General features: G+C 70.0%; 22 protein-coding genes. 16 read left to right on the top strand and 6 right to left on the bottom strand.

The features are described from left to right. Positions 1-106 precede the first annotated feature (106 nt). Positions 107-1,516, top strand: coding sequence for a transglycosylase SLT domain-containing protein (locus KF709_02820; protein MBX3173313.1), 1,410 nt, complete (start codon positions 107-109; stop codon positions 1,514-1,516). A gap of 4 nt (positions 1,517-1,520) precedes the next feature. Here KF709_02820 and moaC read toward each other — a convergent pair whose 3' ends face one another. After that, positions 1,521-1,985 (bottom strand): cyclic pyranopterin monophosphate synthase MoaC, encoded by a 465-nt coding sequence (gene moaC, locus KF709_02815; protein ID MBX3173312.1) that lies wholly within the window; start codon positions 1,983-1,985, stop codon positions 1,521-1,523. Continuing rightward, positions 1,985-3,043: a hypothetical protein gene (locus KF709_02810; GenBank protein MBX3173311.1), complete on the bottom strand. Its 1,059-nt coding sequence runs from the start codon at positions 3,041-3,043 to the stop codon at positions 1,985-1,987. Before KF709_02810 ends, moaC begins: the two co-directional genes overlap by 1 nt. A gap of 17 nt (positions 3,044-3,060) precedes the next feature. Between KF709_02810 and KF709_02805 the strand changes: the two genes are divergently transcribed. Continuing rightward, positions 3,061-4,293 carry a P1 family peptidase gene (locus KF709_02805; GenBank protein MBX3173310.1) on the top strand — a complete coding sequence of 411 codons (1,233 nt, stop codon included), beginning with the start codon at positions 3,061-3,063 and terminating at the stop codon, positions 4,291-4,293. A 129-nt stretch (positions 4,294-4,422) separates the two neighbouring features. On the opposite strand, the gene KF709_02800 is transcribed toward KF709_02805, so the two are convergent. The 3 genes from KF709_02800 to purE form a co-directional block, all read right to left on the bottom strand. Continuing rightward, positions 4,423-4,875 carry a pyridoxamine 5'-phosphate oxidase family protein gene (locus tag KF709_02800; protein MBX3173309.1) on the bottom strand — a complete coding sequence of 151 codons (453 nt, stop codon included), beginning with the start codon at positions 4,873-4,875 and terminating at the stop codon, positions 4,423-4,425. Between the two features lie 63 nt (positions 4,876-4,938). Then, positions 4,939-6,006 (bottom strand): 5-(carboxyamino)imidazole ribonucleotide synthase, encoded by a 1,068-nt coding sequence (gene purK / locus KF709_02795; protein ID MBX3173308.1) that lies wholly within the window; start codon positions 6,004-6,006, stop codon positions 4,939-4,941. A 71-nt stretch (positions 6,007-6,077) separates the two neighbouring features. Then, positions 6,078-6,572, bottom strand: coding sequence for a 5-(carboxyamino)imidazole ribonucleotide mutase (gene purE / locus KF709_02790; protein MBX3173307.1), 495 nt, complete (start codon positions 6,570-6,572; stop codon positions 6,078-6,080). Between the two features lie 64 nt (positions 6,573-6,636). On the opposite strand from purE, the gene KF709_02785 reads away from it, so the two are divergent. Continuing rightward, positions 6,637-7,398 carry a DUF1295 domain-containing protein gene (locus KF709_02785; GenBank protein ID MBX3173306.1) on the top strand — a complete coding sequence of 254 codons (762 nt, stop codon included), beginning with the start codon at positions 6,637-6,639 and terminating at the stop codon, positions 7,396-7,398. A gap of 42 nt (positions 7,399-7,440) precedes the next feature. Here the strand turns inward: KF709_02785 and KF709_02780 are convergent, their stop codons facing one another. Continuing rightward, a complete protein-coding gene (locus KF709_02780; GenBank protein ID MBX3173305.1) occupies positions 7,441-7,956 on the bottom strand; it encodes a DUF1697 domain-containing protein in 516 nt (171 codons plus the stop codon). Between the two features lie 297 nt (positions 7,957-8,253). Here KF709_02780 and KF709_02775 point away from each other — a divergent pair, with 297 nt between their 5' ends. The 13 genes from KF709_02775 to KF709_02715 all read left to right on the top strand — a co-directional run bounded on the left by KF709_02775 (position 8,254) and on the right by KF709_02715 (position 14,678). Continuing rightward, the gene (locus tag KF709_02775; protein ID MBX3173304.1) at positions 8,254-8,643 is read left to right on the top strand and encodes a hypothetical protein; all 390 of its coding nucleotides are present in this window, start codon (positions 8,254-8,256) and stop codon (positions 8,641-8,643) included. Further along, the gene (locus KF709_02770) at positions 8,643-8,891 is read left to right on the top strand and encodes a hypothetical protein (protein ID MBX3173303.1); all 249 of its coding nucleotides are present in this window, start codon (positions 8,643-8,645) and stop codon (positions 8,889-8,891) included. The genes KF709_02775 and KF709_02770 overlap by 1 nt, the downstream gene beginning before the upstream one ends. Continuing rightward, positions 8,888-9,169 (top strand): hypothetical protein, encoded by a 282-nt coding sequence (locus KF709_02765; protein ID MBX3173302.1) that lies wholly within the window; start codon positions 8,888-8,890, stop codon positions 9,167-9,169. The genes KF709_02770 and KF709_02765 overlap by 4 nt, the downstream gene beginning before the upstream one ends. Next, a complete protein-coding gene (locus KF709_02760) occupies positions 9,166-9,519 on the top strand; it encodes a hypothetical protein (GenBank protein ID MBX3173301.1) in 354 nt (117 codons plus the stop codon). The genes KF709_02765 and KF709_02760 overlap by 4 nt, the downstream gene beginning before the upstream one ends. Further along, the gene (locus tag KF709_02755; protein MBX3173300.1) at positions 9,516-9,911 is read left to right on the top strand and encodes a hypothetical protein; all 396 of its coding nucleotides are present in this window, start codon (positions 9,516-9,518) and stop codon (positions 9,909-9,911) included. The genes KF709_02760 and KF709_02755 overlap by 4 nt, the downstream gene beginning before the upstream one ends. A gap of 414 nt (positions 9,912-10,325) precedes the next feature. Continuing rightward, positions 10,326-10,850 (top strand): hypothetical protein, encoded by a 525-nt coding sequence (locus tag KF709_02750; protein MBX3173299.1) that lies wholly within the window; start codon positions 10,326-10,328, stop codon positions 10,848-10,850. Next, on the top strand, positions 10,847-11,092 hold the full coding sequence (locus KF709_02745) for a hypothetical protein (GenBank protein MBX3173298.1): 246 nt from the start codon (positions 10,847-10,849) through the stop codon (positions 11,090-11,092). Before KF709_02750 ends, KF709_02745 begins: the two co-directional genes overlap by 4 nt. Continuing rightward, on the top strand, positions 11,092-11,607 hold the full coding sequence (locus KF709_02740; protein ID MBX3173297.1) for a hypothetical protein: 516 nt from the start codon (positions 11,092-11,094) through the stop codon (positions 11,605-11,607). Before KF709_02745 ends, KF709_02740 begins: the two co-directional genes overlap by 1 nt. Beyond that, on the top strand, positions 11,600-12,199 hold the full coding sequence (locus KF709_02735; protein MBX3173296.1) for a hypothetical protein: 600 nt from the start codon (positions 11,600-11,602) through the stop codon (positions 12,197-12,199). The genes KF709_02740 and KF709_02735 overlap by 8 nt, the downstream gene beginning before the upstream one ends. Next, entirely contained in the window at positions 12,196-12,435 is a 240-nt protein-coding gene (locus KF709_02730; GenBank protein MBX3173295.1) for a hypothetical protein, read from the top strand. The genes KF709_02735 and KF709_02730 overlap by 4 nt, the downstream gene beginning before the upstream one ends. Beyond that, positions 12,428-13,225, top strand: coding sequence for a hypothetical protein (locus tag KF709_02725; protein ID MBX3173294.1), 798 nt, complete (start codon positions 12,428-12,430; stop codon positions 13,223-13,225). Before KF709_02730 ends, KF709_02725 begins: the two co-directional genes overlap by 8 nt. Beyond that, positions 13,222-13,533: a hypothetical protein gene (locus KF709_02720; protein ID MBX3173293.1), complete on the top strand. Its 312-nt coding sequence runs from the start codon at positions 13,222-13,224 to the stop codon at positions 13,531-13,533. The genes KF709_02725 and KF709_02720 overlap by 4 nt, the downstream gene beginning before the upstream one ends. After that, entirely contained in the window at positions 13,533-14,678 is a 1,146-nt protein-coding gene (locus tag KF709_02715) for a hypothetical protein (protein MBX3173292.1), read from the top strand. The genes KF709_02720 and KF709_02715 overlap by 1 nt, the downstream gene beginning before the upstream one ends. The last annotated feature ends 41 nt before the right edge of the window (positions 14,679-14,719 follow it).

Genomic DNA, 14,719 nt, shown 5'->3' with positions numbered 1-14,719 from the left:
AAAGGCCTGCACGGGGCTGGCATCGACGTTGCAGCCTTCTGATATTGCGCGTTCCGAATTTCGGCGACCCGTCAGGTCTGGGGCGTCGTGGGCCGACAATTTTCATATGCCGACACCGACTCGCCTTTCGCTGATTGCCGCCGTGCTGGCGCTGACCGCCTGCGGTCGCGCGGGCTTGCTGCCGCGCACCGTGCCGACGCCCGCCGCCATCGGCGACGAGATCGTGGCCGTGTCCGTGCAGGCGGAGGAAGGCCCGTCGCTCGAAGAAGAGTCGGGACCCTCCGACGACGCGCCGATGGAGCCGCCGGCTCCGATCGTCGAGGCGCCGCCGCCGGCCTGGGACATCGAGGTCGAGCCCTACGAATCACACGAGCGCGTCGAGCACTACGTGCAGCGCTTCAGTGGTCCGCTGCGCAGCACCTTTGAGGTCGCACTGGAGCGCCGGTCCCGCTACGCGCCGATGATCCACGCCAAGCTGCGCGCGGGCGGCCTTCCGGAAGACATGATCTACCTGGCGTTGATCGAGAGCTGGTACGACCCGCACGCGTACTCGGCGGCCGCTGCCGTCGGGATGTGGCAGTTCATGACGCGCACGGCGAAGAGCGTCGGCCTGCGCGTGGATTGGTGGGTGGATGAGCGCCGCGATCCCGTCGCGGCCACCGACGCCGCCATCCGCTACCTGAACCAGCTGCACGACAACTTCGGCTCCATCTACCTCGCCTCGGCGGCCTACAACGGCGGGCCGGGCCGTGTGTCGCGGGGCCTGCAGGCCAACGCCGAGGTGCTGGAAGGCGCGGCGGGCGATGACCTCTTCTTCGCGCTCTCGGACAACACCAAGGCCCTGCGGCCGGAGACGCGCGATTACGTGCCGAAGCTCATCGCGGCGGCCTTGGTCGGGAAGGACCCTACGCGCTATGGCGTGGAGGCGCGGGAGGTGCAGCCCTTCGCCTGGGATAGCGTAGCAGTAGCGGCGAATGTGCCGCTGGCAGCGGTGGCCAAGGCCATCGACGTGTCGGTGGACACGCTCAAGGACTACAACCCGCACATCCTGCGCGGGATGACACCGCCGACTGGCGCCGCCACGTGGCTTCGCGTGCCGGTGGGTCGCGCCGAGGGCTTCAGCGCGGCGTTTGAAGCACTGCCGGAGGTCGAGCGTGTCGCAACCAAGCGCGTGGTCACCCGCGAGGGCGACTACATCACGAAGATCGCCAAGGCCAACGGGCTGACGGCGAAGGAACTGAACTGGTACAACCCGCAGGCCACGCGGCTGCCGAACGGCAACCTGCACGCAGGCCAGCGCATCGTGGTGCCGCGGCGTGATGTGGCGGATGCCGCGCGCGACGTGCCGAATCCGTCGATTGAGCGCTATGGGGCGTCGAGCACCTACGTGGTGAAGCGCGGCGACAACCTCAGCGTGATCGCCCGCAAGCACGGCACCACGGTCGCGCAGCTGCGGCAGATCAACCGCCTGCGCGGCGACATCATCCGGCCGGGTCAGCGACTGCGCGTGCGCTGAGCTGTCAGGGCGCGCCCTTCCGCTTCTCCAGCAGTCGCACCGGTCCGATGACCATCCGTGAGTCCACGGCCTTGGCCATATCGTAGACCGTCAGCAGCGCGACCGACACGGCCGTCAGCGCCTCCATTTCCACGCCGGTCTGGCCCACGGTGCGCACTTCGCTCTCGCAGCGCACGCCGGGCAGCGCCTCGTCCATCGTCAGGCGGACCTGCACGTCGTGCAGCAGCAGCGGATGGCAGAGCGGAATCAGATCCGACGTGCGCTTGGCGGCCATCACGCCGGCGATGCGGGCGGTGCCAAGCACGTCGCCCTTGGGCAGCTGTGCATCGCGCACGGCGGCGAAGGCCTCGTCACTCATCGTGATGCTGCCAGCCGCGCGTGCGACGCGCGGCACGGCCGGCTTTTGGCTCACGTCCACCATCGACGCATCGCCGGCAACATTGATGTGCGAGAGTTTGCGATCGGACATCAAGGCACTCCGGCGATGGATTCGAGCAAGGTGGCAGTGACCAGCTGGGGGTTTGCGTTGCCGGCCGCGGCACGTTTGGCATCCTCGATGGCTGGCATCGCGCGTGCGGCGCGGCGCGCCTGGCGTTCATCGCCGCGCTCGGCGGCGTCGCGCAGGCGTTCGTGGACCAGCACACTCAAGGCCTCGAGCGTGTCGCTGAAGGCGCCGCGGGCCTTGGCCGAGCCGGCGGTGAAGGCGGCGCGCCAGCGTTGCTCCGGGCCCTGGTCCACGGCGTCGAGCAGCGCTCGCGCGCGGGTGATGGCGGCCTCGCGCTCTTCGCCGCCGAGCAACGAGCCCGGCGCGCCGCCGGCGAGCCGGAGCACACGTTCGGCGTTGCCCTTGGGCGCGACGTCCGCCACGGCCGGGTGCTCGAGGAACGCGCGGACAGCTGCATCAGGCAGCGGCGCCATTCGTACGCTCACCACGCGCGAGCGCACGGTGGGCAGCAGCGCGCCCGGCTCGCTCGAGGTGAGGATCAGCGTCGTATCCTCGGGCGGCTCTTCGAGCAGCTTGAGGAACGCGTTGGCCGCTTCCTGCGACGACGCCTGCGGCACCATCCGTTCGGCGTCGCCGACGATAAGGACTTTGCGGTGGGCGATTGCCGGCCGCCGCGCGGCGATCTGCACCAGCCAGCGCGTGACGTAGACGAACAAGCCCGCGCTGCCGTCGGGCCGCGGATACAGCCCATTGGCTGTGGCGCGCTCCTGCAGCGCCTCGGCGTACTCGTCGCGCACCTTGTCGAGTGCGATGTCCGACGAATTCGGGATCCGCGCGCGCGGAAACACCCAGTGGATGTCTGGATGCGTGAGGTTGAGCGCGAACTGGCAGGATTGGCACTCGCCGCAGGGCTTGGCGTCGCCGGTGCAGAGCAACCGCTGGGCGAGCCAGAGCGCCGTGCGTTGCTTCCCGATGCCCGCCGGCCCGTGCAGCAGCAGCGAGGCCGGAAGCGCGGCGCGATCCATCTGCGCCGCGAGGCGCTCGCGGACGTTCTCGTGGCCGAACAGCGGGACGATGGGCACGCCTGTAAGATAGTCCCATGCTGAATCGCCGCCGCCGCGCCATCCGCTGGCTTCACGCTGTGGGAGTGCTCGCCCTTCTCGCCTCGGCGACGCCACCTGTGGCCGACGACCTGGCGGCCCAAGCGCCTGCTCGGCCAGCGCCACAGAGAGCGGCCGGTGAAGCGGCAGTGCCCGGCCGCCAACGGGCCCGTGCGCTCGGCGTCGCACCGGGGGTGTTCGAACCCGGCGCGCTCAATGCCATCACGGACGTCGCCGGCGTTCGCGTGGGGCAGGTCACCCTGGTCGAGGGTGACCGCATCCGCACAGGCGTCACGGCCATCCTGCCGCACGGCGGCAACCTATACCGCGACCGCGTCCCCGCCGCGCTGCACGTCGGCAACGGCTTCGGCAAGCTGCTCGGCGCCACGCAACTGCGTGAGCTCGGCGAGCTCGAGACGCCAATCCTGCTGACCTGCACGCTCTGCGTCTGGCGCGCCGCCGATGCGATGGTCGAGTACCTGCTCGAGGCGCCGGACATGCAGCAGGTGCGATCCATCAACGCTGTGGTGGGTGAGACGAACGACGGCGGCCTGAACGACATCCGCTCGCGGCCCGTCACGGCACAGGTGGTGCGCGATGCACTGCGCACCGCGAACACGGGCGCCGTGCAGGAGGGCAGTGTCGGCGCGGGCGCCGGCACGGTCGCGTTCGGATGGAAAGGCGGTATCGGTACCAGCTCACGCGTGCTGCCCGAGCGCTACGGCGGCTACACGCTGGGCGTGCTGGTGCAGTCGAACTTTGGCGGCGTGCTGCAGGTGCTGGGTGCGCCGGTGGGCCGCGAGCTGGGTCAATACGCCTTCCAGCGACCCGGCGGCACGGGTGCGGACGACGGCGATGGTTCGATCATGATCGTGATCGCCACGGACGCGCCGCTCAGCGACCGCAACCTCGAGCGCCTCGCCGCCCGCGCGATGATGGGACTGGCCCGCACCGGAAGCTCGGCGTCAAACGGCAGCGGCGACTATGCGCTGGCATTTTCGACTGCGGAATCCGTGCGCCGAACTTTCGACGCGCCGCGCGTGACGAGCACGGAAGTGGCGAATGAGCAGATGTCCGCGCTGTTCCAAGCCGCGGTCGAGGCGGTGGAGGAGGCGATCTACAACTCGCTGTTCATGGCGACCACCGTGACGGGCAACGGGCGGACGGTCGAGGCGCTGCCGTTGGATCGGCTATCAGAGATCTTGGCGCGGTATGGGGCGGTGCGGCGTTAAGATCGCTGCGCCGAGGACCGCTGCCACAGAGACACAGAGACACAGAGGCCGCTGAGTGCACGCAACCCTCTGTGTCTCTGTGCCTCTGTGGCAATTGCACTGGACCGAGCGTCCACGCAGAAGCCTTCGTTACCGCCCCGAACTCGCCGACCGCCCCGACATCTCATCCACATGGATGCGGAAGAGAATCGCCCGCTCCGGCAACGGGTCCTTCGGCGTGAGCGCCTCGGGCACGATCCGGCGCACCAAGGCCACGCCCTTGTCGTAGATCTCCTGTTCGTGCTCGCTGCCGTCCTTGCGCAGGAGATAGAGGCCGCCCTTCACGACCACCGAGCGCCAGTCGAAGAGGCCGTCGATCTCATCCACCTCGAAGGCCACCCAGCGGTTGTGGCTGGCCACCTCGAGCTTCGTGCCCACCGCCGTGCGGCAGTACAGCCAGCCGTCGTCGTGGATGTAGTGGATCGGGATGATCTCCACGCGATCCTTGTGCGACAGCGCGAGGCGACCCACCACGTGCCGGTCGAGGAGCGCCACGCACTCCTTCGCGTCGAGGTCGCGGAAGCTTGGGGCTGCGGTCGCCATCGTCAGGTCCTCCTCAACGTGTGCCGCCCACTTGCGGCGTGAGCGGTCCAGCCCTTCATCGCCTCACTGTATCGCGGCGTAGGCCTTCAGCACGCGCTCCAGCGCCTGCTCCGGGGTGTCGCCATCGGCGGAGAGGTGTCCCATCTTGCGGCCCGGGCGCGCCTCGTGCTTGCCGTAGAGATGCACGCGGACGCCGGGAACCGCCAGCGCGCGCGTGAAGTCCGGGTCGCCACCGGACCAGAGGTCGCCGAGCAGGTTGTGGATCGCCGCCGGACGCACGATCTCCACGCTGCCCAAGGGCAGGTGGCAGATGGCACGCACCAGCTGCTCGAACTGGCTCGTGGGATGCGCGCGCTCCGAGTGGTGATACGTGTTGTGCGGGCGCGGAGCGAGCTCGTTCACGAGCAGGGTGCCGTCCTGCAGCACGAACATCTCCACCGCCAGCAAGCCAACAATGCCCAGCGCCGTCGCGATGTCGCTGGCCAGCAGCCGCGCTCGCTCGGCGAGGTCGTCGTTCACGCCCGACGGCGTCACCGCCCAGGTCAGCACGCCATCCGTGTGCAGGTTGCGCGATGGCGGATACGCGACGTGCGTGCCGTCCGCGCGACGCGCGACCAACACCGAGATCTCCACGGCGATGTCGAGGAAGGCCTCGACCACGCATACCGGCGCCTTGAGCTGCTCGAACGCAGCCCGGCCTTCGTCGGCGGTCTTCACGCGCAGCTGCCCGCGCCCGTCGTAGCCGCCCATCGCCGACTTCACGATGCTTGGGCCGAGCTTGGCGACGGCTGCTGACGTGGCATCGGCATCGGTGACGACAGCGAAGGCGCCGAGGGGAAAGTTGTGCCGCTCCAGCCACTGCTTTTGCCGCGCGCGCTCCTGCACCGTGTACACGGCCTCCACGCCGGGATGCAGCGGTGCGGTGCGAGCCACGGCCTCCAACGAGGGCCGCGGGATCTGTTCGATCTCCAGCGTCACGGCCGCGCAGCCCTCGGCCAACTCGGCCGCGGCCTTGGCATCGCTCCACGGCGCGGTGATCGTCACCGAGCTCACGCCGCGCGCCGGGCAACGTGCCTCAGGATCCAACACCTTCACGTCGTAACCGAGTGTGCGGGCCGCCATCGCCGTCATCCGACCCAGCTGGCCGCCACCGAGAAAGCCGATGGTCGCGCCCGGGGCGACGGGGCTGTGCGTCACGCCGCTCACGGCAGCGTCTGGCCGCGGACGTCGGCGGCGCGGCTCGCGCGCCAGGCGCGCAGCTTCTCGCGCACTTCCGGACGGTGCGTGCCGACAATCTCCGCCGCTAAGATCGCGGCGTTGGACGCGCCAGGCTTGCCGATCGCCAGCGTCCCCACCGGCACGCCGGCCGGCATCTGCACGATGCTCAGCAACGCGTCGAGCCCATTCAGCTGCGTGATCGGCACCGGCACGCCGAGCACCGGGATCAGTGTCTTCGACGCGACCATTCCAGGCAAGTGTGCCGCGCCACCTGCGCCGGCGATGATCACCATCAGGCCGCGCCGTTCGGCGCTCGCGGCGTAGTCGAACATCTCGTCCGGTGTGCGATGCGCCGAGACGACCTTGGCTTCGTAGGGGATGCCGAAGTGGGCGAGCAGCTCACAGGCTGGCGCGAGGGTCTCGTAGTCGGACTTCGAGCCCATGATCACGCCCACCAGGGGATTCGCGGAGGTGGCCATAGGGGAAATATGGCGGGGCGGGGAGGAGGACGCACCGGTGGCCGGTTGGCCGTAGATTCGCGCTGTGTACCGTGACCCGTCCCCACCCGTTTCATCGGGCGCCGCGCCTTCGTCTGGCACGCGCGACGACCTGGTGGCGCGCCTGTTCCGGCTGACGAACCACCTGAGCATCGACCTGCTCGGCGGGCCTCGGCCGTGGAAGCTGGCCTGGGTGGTGAACGCGCAGAAGGCGCTGATGCTGCCGTTCCTGCTCGCCTTGGCCTGGTGGGCGGGCGACAACTCGGCCCCCGCGTGGACCTACGTGGCGCTGCACGGCGGCTACGGGCTGGTGTGGCTGCTCAAGGATGTGGCGTTCCCGGATGCGCGCTGGCAGGTGCGCGTGACGATCCCCGCGGCCATTGCGACCTGGGCCGCCGTGCTCGGCTGGTACGCGCTGTTTGGCTGGTTGATGTTCGCCCTGCCGCCGCGTCGGTACCCGATTGTCGAGGCGCACTGGCTGGCGCTCTGCGCTGGGCTCTGCATCGTTGGCGTGGCGGTGATGATCGCGTCCGATGCGCAGAAGACGTTCACGCTGCGTGCAAAGCCTGGGCTCATCACCGATGGGATGTTCCGCTATGTGCGCCACCCGAACTACACGGGCGAGATGATGATCTACGCCAGCTTCGCGATGCTCATCCAGCATTGGCTGCCGTGGCTGGTGCTGGCGTGGGTGTGGGGGCTGGTGTTCCTGCCCAGCATGGCGATGAAGGAGCGCAGTCTCTCGCGGCATCCGGGCTGGGAGGCGTATCGGGCGCGAACGCGGTGGGTGCTGCCGGGGCTGCTCTAGCTTGAGGGTGGCAATCGGGTCTCATGCCTCGCTCGTCGCGGACTAGCCGTCCTCGCGCGCCATCGCGATCAGCTTGCGCACTGTGTTCAGGTTGCGACCGGTGCCGCTGTCCATCTGCGGCACGCGGAGCTTGGATTGGCCCATGCCGTTCGGAAAGTGGAGGAAGATCTCGCCGCCGGCGGCTACGACCTCTTCGCCGCCGGGCTTTGCGATGGCGTCGAGCGTTGCCTGCCGAACGCGATGGTCCAGGAATAGCACCAGTACGCGGGACGGCACGGCGTCTGGGAACGGGTTTGCGGCGAGCGTCTTGGCGAGGGCGGCCGCTGAGCGGACGAACACGCCAACCGGTTTCCCGACGAGTTTCTCCACCAGCGCGGCAAGTTCGCGCTGTACGGCAGTTGCCGACTTTGGCGAGTCCGCGAGCAGGTTTCCCGAGGCGATGTACGTACGCACCCGTTCGTAGCCGAGCTTGGACACTCGCCGCCGCAGCTCGTCCATCTTGAGCGTGCCGGTGCCGGTGACGTTCACGGCGCGAAGCAGGGCGATGTGGGTGGGCACGGGGGGAGCATAGCCTTGAGGTCTGCCCTGCGATATCCCAGGCTGGGTGGTCGCCGCGCGCCGCATTCCAAACGAGCAAGCGCCCGCACCGCCAAGGCGGTACGGGCGCTGCGTTGCATCAAGCTCCGGCGACAGGACTCGAACCTGTGACCCGGTGATTAACAGGCGAGTGGGCGCCCCTCGGCGCGCCACTCATCAGAGTCTCAGGGCGTCTCAGCTTGTCCCGAACCGCACCCGAATCGGGACACTCGCCGCTACGGAACTCGCTACGGGTTTCGGTCTCGGTGGAGGTCGCCCATGAACGGCGTCTCGGTTCGCAGCATCCCGCTGCCATGCGCTGAGGGGCCGCTCAAGCCAGCCGTCGACGGGCGCGGCCTCCAGATCCCGGACCAGATCGAGTCGCGCGAAGAGGCGCGGGCTGCCTACGCGCAGCTCGTGAGCACAGAGGCGATGCGCACGGAGTCGGGGCACCAGCTCACGCGCTGGGAGCGCGCCGCACTCAAGGCGCTTCGTCGTTACCGCGACGTGCGCACGCCGACCGCGCCGCACGAGTTCACGGCGATCGCGCGGAACCGGCTGCGCCAGCGCTCGAAGGCGGCGAAGCGCGCCCGCGCCGCGCAGCGCACGGTCGAAGGCCATCGCCGTAGCCTGGCCGCGCTCGCGGCGGTGGCGGGAGGGACGGACTGATGGACGACCTCCTCTGGGAACTCGGGCTCGTGCCGTGGTGGGCGTGGTGGGTGATCGTGGGGCTCGCCGGCAGCCTGTGGTACGCGCTGCAGCTGGTCGATGAGCTGCAGCACGAGCGGCGGTCCGTCACGCTGCTGGTCCGCGTCGCGGTACTCGTGCTCGCCGCGGTGCTCGGCTGGATGCTCCCGTTCTACTTCTGGGCCGTCGAGCGGATGGAGCGCAAGATCATCCACGGAGCGGACTCGTGACGGCCCGCGGCGTGGGGATCCGGCTGGCCATCGCGCTGGTGCTGGCCACGTTCGTGCTGCAGCGGACGCAGGGCGACTACCTCCTGCTCGGCGCCGGCGCATTGGCGGGCCTGCTCGTGCAGGAGCTGCTCAGCGCGGCGGCCGCGTGGCTCGAGGCGCACCAGACGCCAGCGACCAAGCGCGAGCGGCGCATCGCGGCCGATGTGCAGCGCGCGGTGGAGACGCGCCTCGAGGGCGACCGCCAGGCGGCGGCGCACGCGCGAGGGTCCGCGACATGAAGCCGCGCGTCATTCTCCCGAGCACCAAGCCGTGCCCGCGTTGCGGCACATGGCTCTCCATCACGCACGACGCGATCGGGCGGCCGCGCGAGCGGTGCCCGCAGTGCCAGGGCGTGAACCGCGAGCCGGAGGCGGCGGGCACGGTGGGCCATCTCCACCGGCAGACCGCGAAGGGTCCGCACGATCTCGGCTGGGACCGAGCGCTCGCCGTCGTGCCGGCGGCTGATCCTGTCGTCGCGCGGCGCTGCGATCGGTGTGCTGCGCCGTTGCCGGTGCAGATCACGGGCCGGCCGCGACTGCGCTGTGCGGACCGGCACGCATGCGACCAGCGCGCCCGGGGTGCGGCATGAGTTCCCGCTCGCGCGTGCTGAACGGGCCACAAGGCCAGAAGGTGGCGTCGGCGATCGAGCACATGGTCGCGGCGGCGAACCGTGCGACGATCCGGAAGGAGCACGCGCGCGAGTCGGCCACGCGCCGGCGCCCACGCCGCGACCTCGACGCCGCGATCCTCGGCGTCTGCGGCTACGGCCGCGCGGGCGCGCGCACGGTCAAGGGTGTCGTCGTCGCGCTTGGCGGGATGTGGTCGCTCTTCCACGTGCGGAAGACGCTGTGCGACCTCTGGCGCGCCGGCGAGCTCGAGCGCGGGGAGATCCCGCGGGAGCAGGGCGGCGCCGGCGGTCGCCCGAAGCACCTGTACTGGCGGCCGCATCCCGCGGGCGCCTCACCATCGACGGAGGGTTGACGGATGCCACGGGGCGTGAAGGGGAGCGGGAAGGCGAAAGGGAAGGGCACGCGGACACCACGCGCGCACGAGGATGACGTCGACGGCCTGGGCGCACCGGCGGATGCCGCGCGACGGGCGGCTGAGGACCAGGCATCGTGCCGGGTCTGCCGCGGCAAGCTCGGGACCGATGGGCGCTGCCTGTCGTGTGCGAAGCGCGCGGCGCACTTCAAGCCGCTGCTCGAGGCGGAGGCGAAGGCCTCAGCGTGCGAGATCTGCGAGGCGCCAGGCGCGAGCAAGCGAGGGGGGGGGGCACGCGTGTGCCCGCTCTGCCGAAAGCTGCTTAAGCGGGCGGCGCGGGCGAAGGCGGCGCTGCGTTGACGCGGTGCCTGGGACAACTGGACGAATCACACCACCACGGAGTTGGAGGCAGCAATGGCAGGCAGGACGAAGGGGAAGTCGCGCGCAAGGCGGCCCGCGGCGAAGAAGGCGGCGAAGAAGGCGGCGACGGCGACGAAGGCAGTGCCGGCGTCGATCGAGAGCCGGTTCGATGCGGCGCGGCGCGATCTCAAGGCCGCCCAGGTTGCGTTCGCGCGGGTGATGGCCGAGGCCGAGGGGCCCGGCGCCATCGTTGTCGTGTCGGAAGAGGCAGCTCTCCCCGTTGAGGGTCTCCTGCCTACGGATGCGGTTTCGGCGGGTCCTCCTGATGGCCTTACGCACCACGTCGCGCTCAAGAGCGCACCGGAACTGCGCTCGAAGCTCGACGATCCTGAGGTCGCCTGCGAGCTCATCTCGGCGCGCCACTCCGTGGCTCTCGCCTCGAGGAAAGTCTCCGAGGTCAGGGCGCAGCTTGCCGACGCGCTTGCTGGCGAGAACCACCGCGAGCTGCAGGTGCTCGATCGGTTCGGGGCGCTGCTGCAGCAGGCGCTCGACTTCGATCCGCAGGTGCGGGCGCGATGATCGAGGAAGCACGCGCTTCCGCCGACGTCGCCGAGCGTGAGGCGCACCGATTCCTTCGCACGGTCGAGCGGGCGGTCGGCGTGCCATTCGGGACCTGGGCGTCCACGCCGTTGGGCGCCACCGTCGACCTCCTGCGCACGCGGCCGGAGCCAGGACGCGCATACGCAGATCTCGTGGCGGAGCTCGCGCACGCGCCGCTCGGCACGCCGCAGCCGGCGCGCTTGCCTGGAGGAGCCAACTGATGGACGTCCTGCCTCTTCCAGGCAACGAGCACCAGGCGTATGGCGAGTGGATGCGTCAGGTGAATCTCGCGCGCATCGACATCGTCGAGGCCGTCAAGCTCTCGCTGCGACACGACCCGCCGATCGGCACGGGGTTGATGCTCAACAACGCCTGGTGTGCCTACGAGCGCCTCTTCCGCGAGGGTCCGGTGCCTGCGAGCGATGTTCGCCGCATCGCCGACGCGATGTTCGGCGAGAGCACGTGGCTGCCCGGACGCATGCAGACCGTCGACGATCTCGTCGCGTTCATCGCGGAGTGCAAGGCCCAGCGGAGCGCGGCCGCAGCTTCCCTCGCCGAGGCCCGTGCAGAGCTGCGGGCGGCGATCGTGCGGGTGCTAGACAACGTCGAGGACGAGATCGCCGCGTTCGAGGCCCTGGTGGCGCTGAGGCAGTCGCTGTGTCTGTCCGACGACGCCGGATTCGATGAGATCGCAGACGCCCTCGTGTCGAACGCGAAGGAGGCCGCACGTGGCTAGCGCGCCGGCCCTGCCTCCGAAGTGCGCGAGCTGCGGCAAGTCGCAGCTCAAGACGTTCAACCCGCGCAATCCCAGCGAGCAGTGGAGCGGCTGCACGTGCCCGCCGGCGGACTGGCGAGCGAAGTGTGCGCGCCGGCACCCGTGCGAGCAGTACTGCGGCAGCTGCTTGCCGCGCGAGGCGCACGAGTCGCGGTCGTGGCAGGTCGATGCGCTCATTCAGCAGTGGATGAAGGATGCGGTCGGCGCGGAGATCGACGCCGTCGGCAACGCCGCGCTTTGGCTGCGGCGCGCCGACTCGACCGAGGCAATCGACCGCGCGAGCGAGTCGTTGGCGCGCGCGATCTTCACGCTCGCGGAGAAGGCGCATGACGCCGGGCTCAGTCTCTCACAAGCGACTGCGCCCGCAGCGGACGCGCTGCAGGTGACGACGGAAGCCGACTTGCTGCAGGTCGCCGCACGCAGCGCAGACAGAAGGTTGAAGCACATCGGGCGCACCTACACGTCCTTCGAGATCTGCGTCGAAGGCGAGCACGCAACTCTTCCGGAAGCCCTTGCCGCTCTGTCGACGCAGGGGGAGGGCAGCCGAGAGTGAGCGCGCGTCTGACTCCCTGGCGCATGTTCACGGCGTACCTCGCACTGTGGATGCTCAAGGCGCGCATCCTCGACGTGGTGTTGTTCGTCGCCGGTCTTTGGGATGAGCGCCACCAGTGGTACTGGGTGTGGCACGAGCTGCGCGAGGCGTTCGCGCGCCCGTGGCGCTGGGCGCGCGCAATGGCCAGTACGATTCGCGCGGAGCAACTGACGAAGCGGGAGGCCTCCAATGCGTGAGCGCCCTATCCTGTTCTCGGGTCCGATGGTCCGCGCCATCCTCGAGGGCCGCAAGACGCAGACGCGGCGCGCGGTGAAGCTGCCGGCCCACATCCAGCGCGATGGCCTGCTGGCGATGACCTGGGAGGCCCGCGACGCGTCGCTTCGCGCGCAGGGCGTCTCCGACGATGCGCGGCCCTATCTGGTCGGGCCGCGATGGGAAGGCGAGCGGCTGTTTGGCAACCTGCGCGGCGACCTTGGCTTCGGGACCGTCGCGTGCCCCTACGGCGAGCCTGGCGATCGCCTGTGGGTGCGCGAGAAGTGGACGGCGGAGTTCGTGTGGCCGGATGAAGGCGGCGACGTGTTCCGCCCTCGACACGAGATGCCGGCCGCGTTTCGCTCGCCAGCGGCGTGCAAGTCAGTGCTGTATGCCGCCGATCTCGTCGAGTGCCATCCAGCTGTGAACGGGCTGGCCGGCATCCCCTTTGCCGAGCAGCCGAGTGCGGAAGATTGGGCCGACGTGCGCTGGGCGCCGTCGATTCATATGCCCCGCTGGGCCTCGCGGCTCACGCTCGAGTTGACCGGCGTCCGAGTCGAACGCGTGGAGGCGATCAGCCGCTCCGACGCGCTGGCCGAGGGCTTCGCGGGCGAGCCGTCGCACACCCTGGAGGGCGCCTGGCTGGAGACGCCGGAAGCCCAGTTCCTGCGGACGTTCTACGACCTGAACCAGCGTGCGCGCCGAGGGAGCAATCCCTGGGTGTGGGTCATCGAGTTCGCGCGGGTCGACGTGCCAGCGCAGGCGGCGGCATGACCGCCGTCCTCGGACCCGCCATCACGAAGCGCGCGTTGCGCCGGCGCGTGGAGCTCACGCTCCTGCAGCTGCTGGGCAGCACGCGCGAGGGTGCGCGGACGCCGCACGAGCTGGCAGCGCAGACCGATCACGCGTGGACGCCGCGCTACGTGGGCGAGGTCCTGCGGGCATGCTGGCGCCGCGGCGTGCTCGAGCGCGAGAGCGTGCCGCCGGTGCGTGGTGTGCCTGGCCGTCCCTCCTACCGCTACTGGCTGGCCCCTTCCGCACGCTTGGGCCGGCCGTCTTCACCATCGACTGAGACTCCCTGATGTACGCGAAGCTGTCATCGACGATCACCCGCTCGAGCATCTGGCGCGAGCCACCGGCCACCCGTGTGGTCTGGATCGCCCTTCTTGCCCTGGCGAACCGCGACGGGTTCGTGAAGGGCGTGGAGGCCTGGCTTGCGGCCGAGGCGAACGTCTCGCGCGACGAGTGCCGCGAGGCGCTCCGGACGTTCATGGAACCCGACCCGGAGAGTCAGGATCAGGACTACGGCGGGCGCCGCGTGGAAAAGGTTGAGGGTGGGTGGTTGGTGCTCAACTACCCGAAGTACCGCGAGATGCGGACGCACGAGCAGGTCTTGGCTGCGGAGCGTCAGAGCCGGAAGCGTAAGCGTGACAAGGGCTTGGGGGAATCAGCCGACGACAGCAGCGAGCAAGTCACGGACCGTCACGCCGCGTCACGCGGCGTCACGGCAATTGCTTCTGCTACTGCTTCTGCTTCTGAGCGTAGTGGCAGTTCCGCGCGCGCGAGCGACGCGTCCGAAAACGCGGACGCCACTGCCGATCCGGAACCGCAGGCCGATCCGCCACCGCCACCACCGGCCGTTGCACGTCCGCCGGCGTTGGAGCTCGCCGCGGCCGCGAATCGCGGGCTCGACGAGGCACTCGGTCGCGATCGCAACCCGCTGACCTCCGGCACCGCGGCGAACCTCGTCGAGGCGGTGCAGCAGCACGGGATCCCGCTCGCGTGGGCGGCGCAGGCCGTGTACGAGGCCGCGAAGCAATGCCCCAAGGCGCCACGCTCGCTGCACTACTTCACGCCCGGTGTGGTCGAGCGCTGGGAGCGGGAGCAGGCGAGGGCGGCGGCGGACGGCTTCACGCCAGGGCGCTCGCTCGACGCGGTGCCGATCGGCGACGAGAGCTTCGCGCGCCCCGCGCTCTGGGCGCTGCTCGTGCAGGGCGGGTTGACGGCGCCGATGCAGACCCGCGAGGTCCTGGAGGAGCGCTGCCGCGCGGTCGAGGCCGCGGGTGGCGTGCGCAGCGCGGATGCGTTGCTGGCGTTCGTGCTGCTCGCGAAGCCGTGGGAGCTGGCGGAGATCACGTTCGGGAAGGAGCGCGACGCCCGGCTGGCGGAGGCGGCGCGGCAGCATGCGCAGCGCGTATCGGGGTTCGTCACGCAGGGGGCGGCGTGATGCGATCGCGCCCGGAGTTTTGCGTTGCCGTGGAACCTAAT

The organism is Gemmatimonadaceae bacterium (assembly GCA_019637445.1).
GTDB lineage: Bacteria > Gemmatimonadota > Gemmatimonadetes > Gemmatimonadales > Gemmatimonadaceae > Pseudogemmatithrix.
The sequence above is the reverse complement of the archived record's forward strand: the minus strand, read 5'-3'. Positions and strand labels throughout refer to the sequence as shown.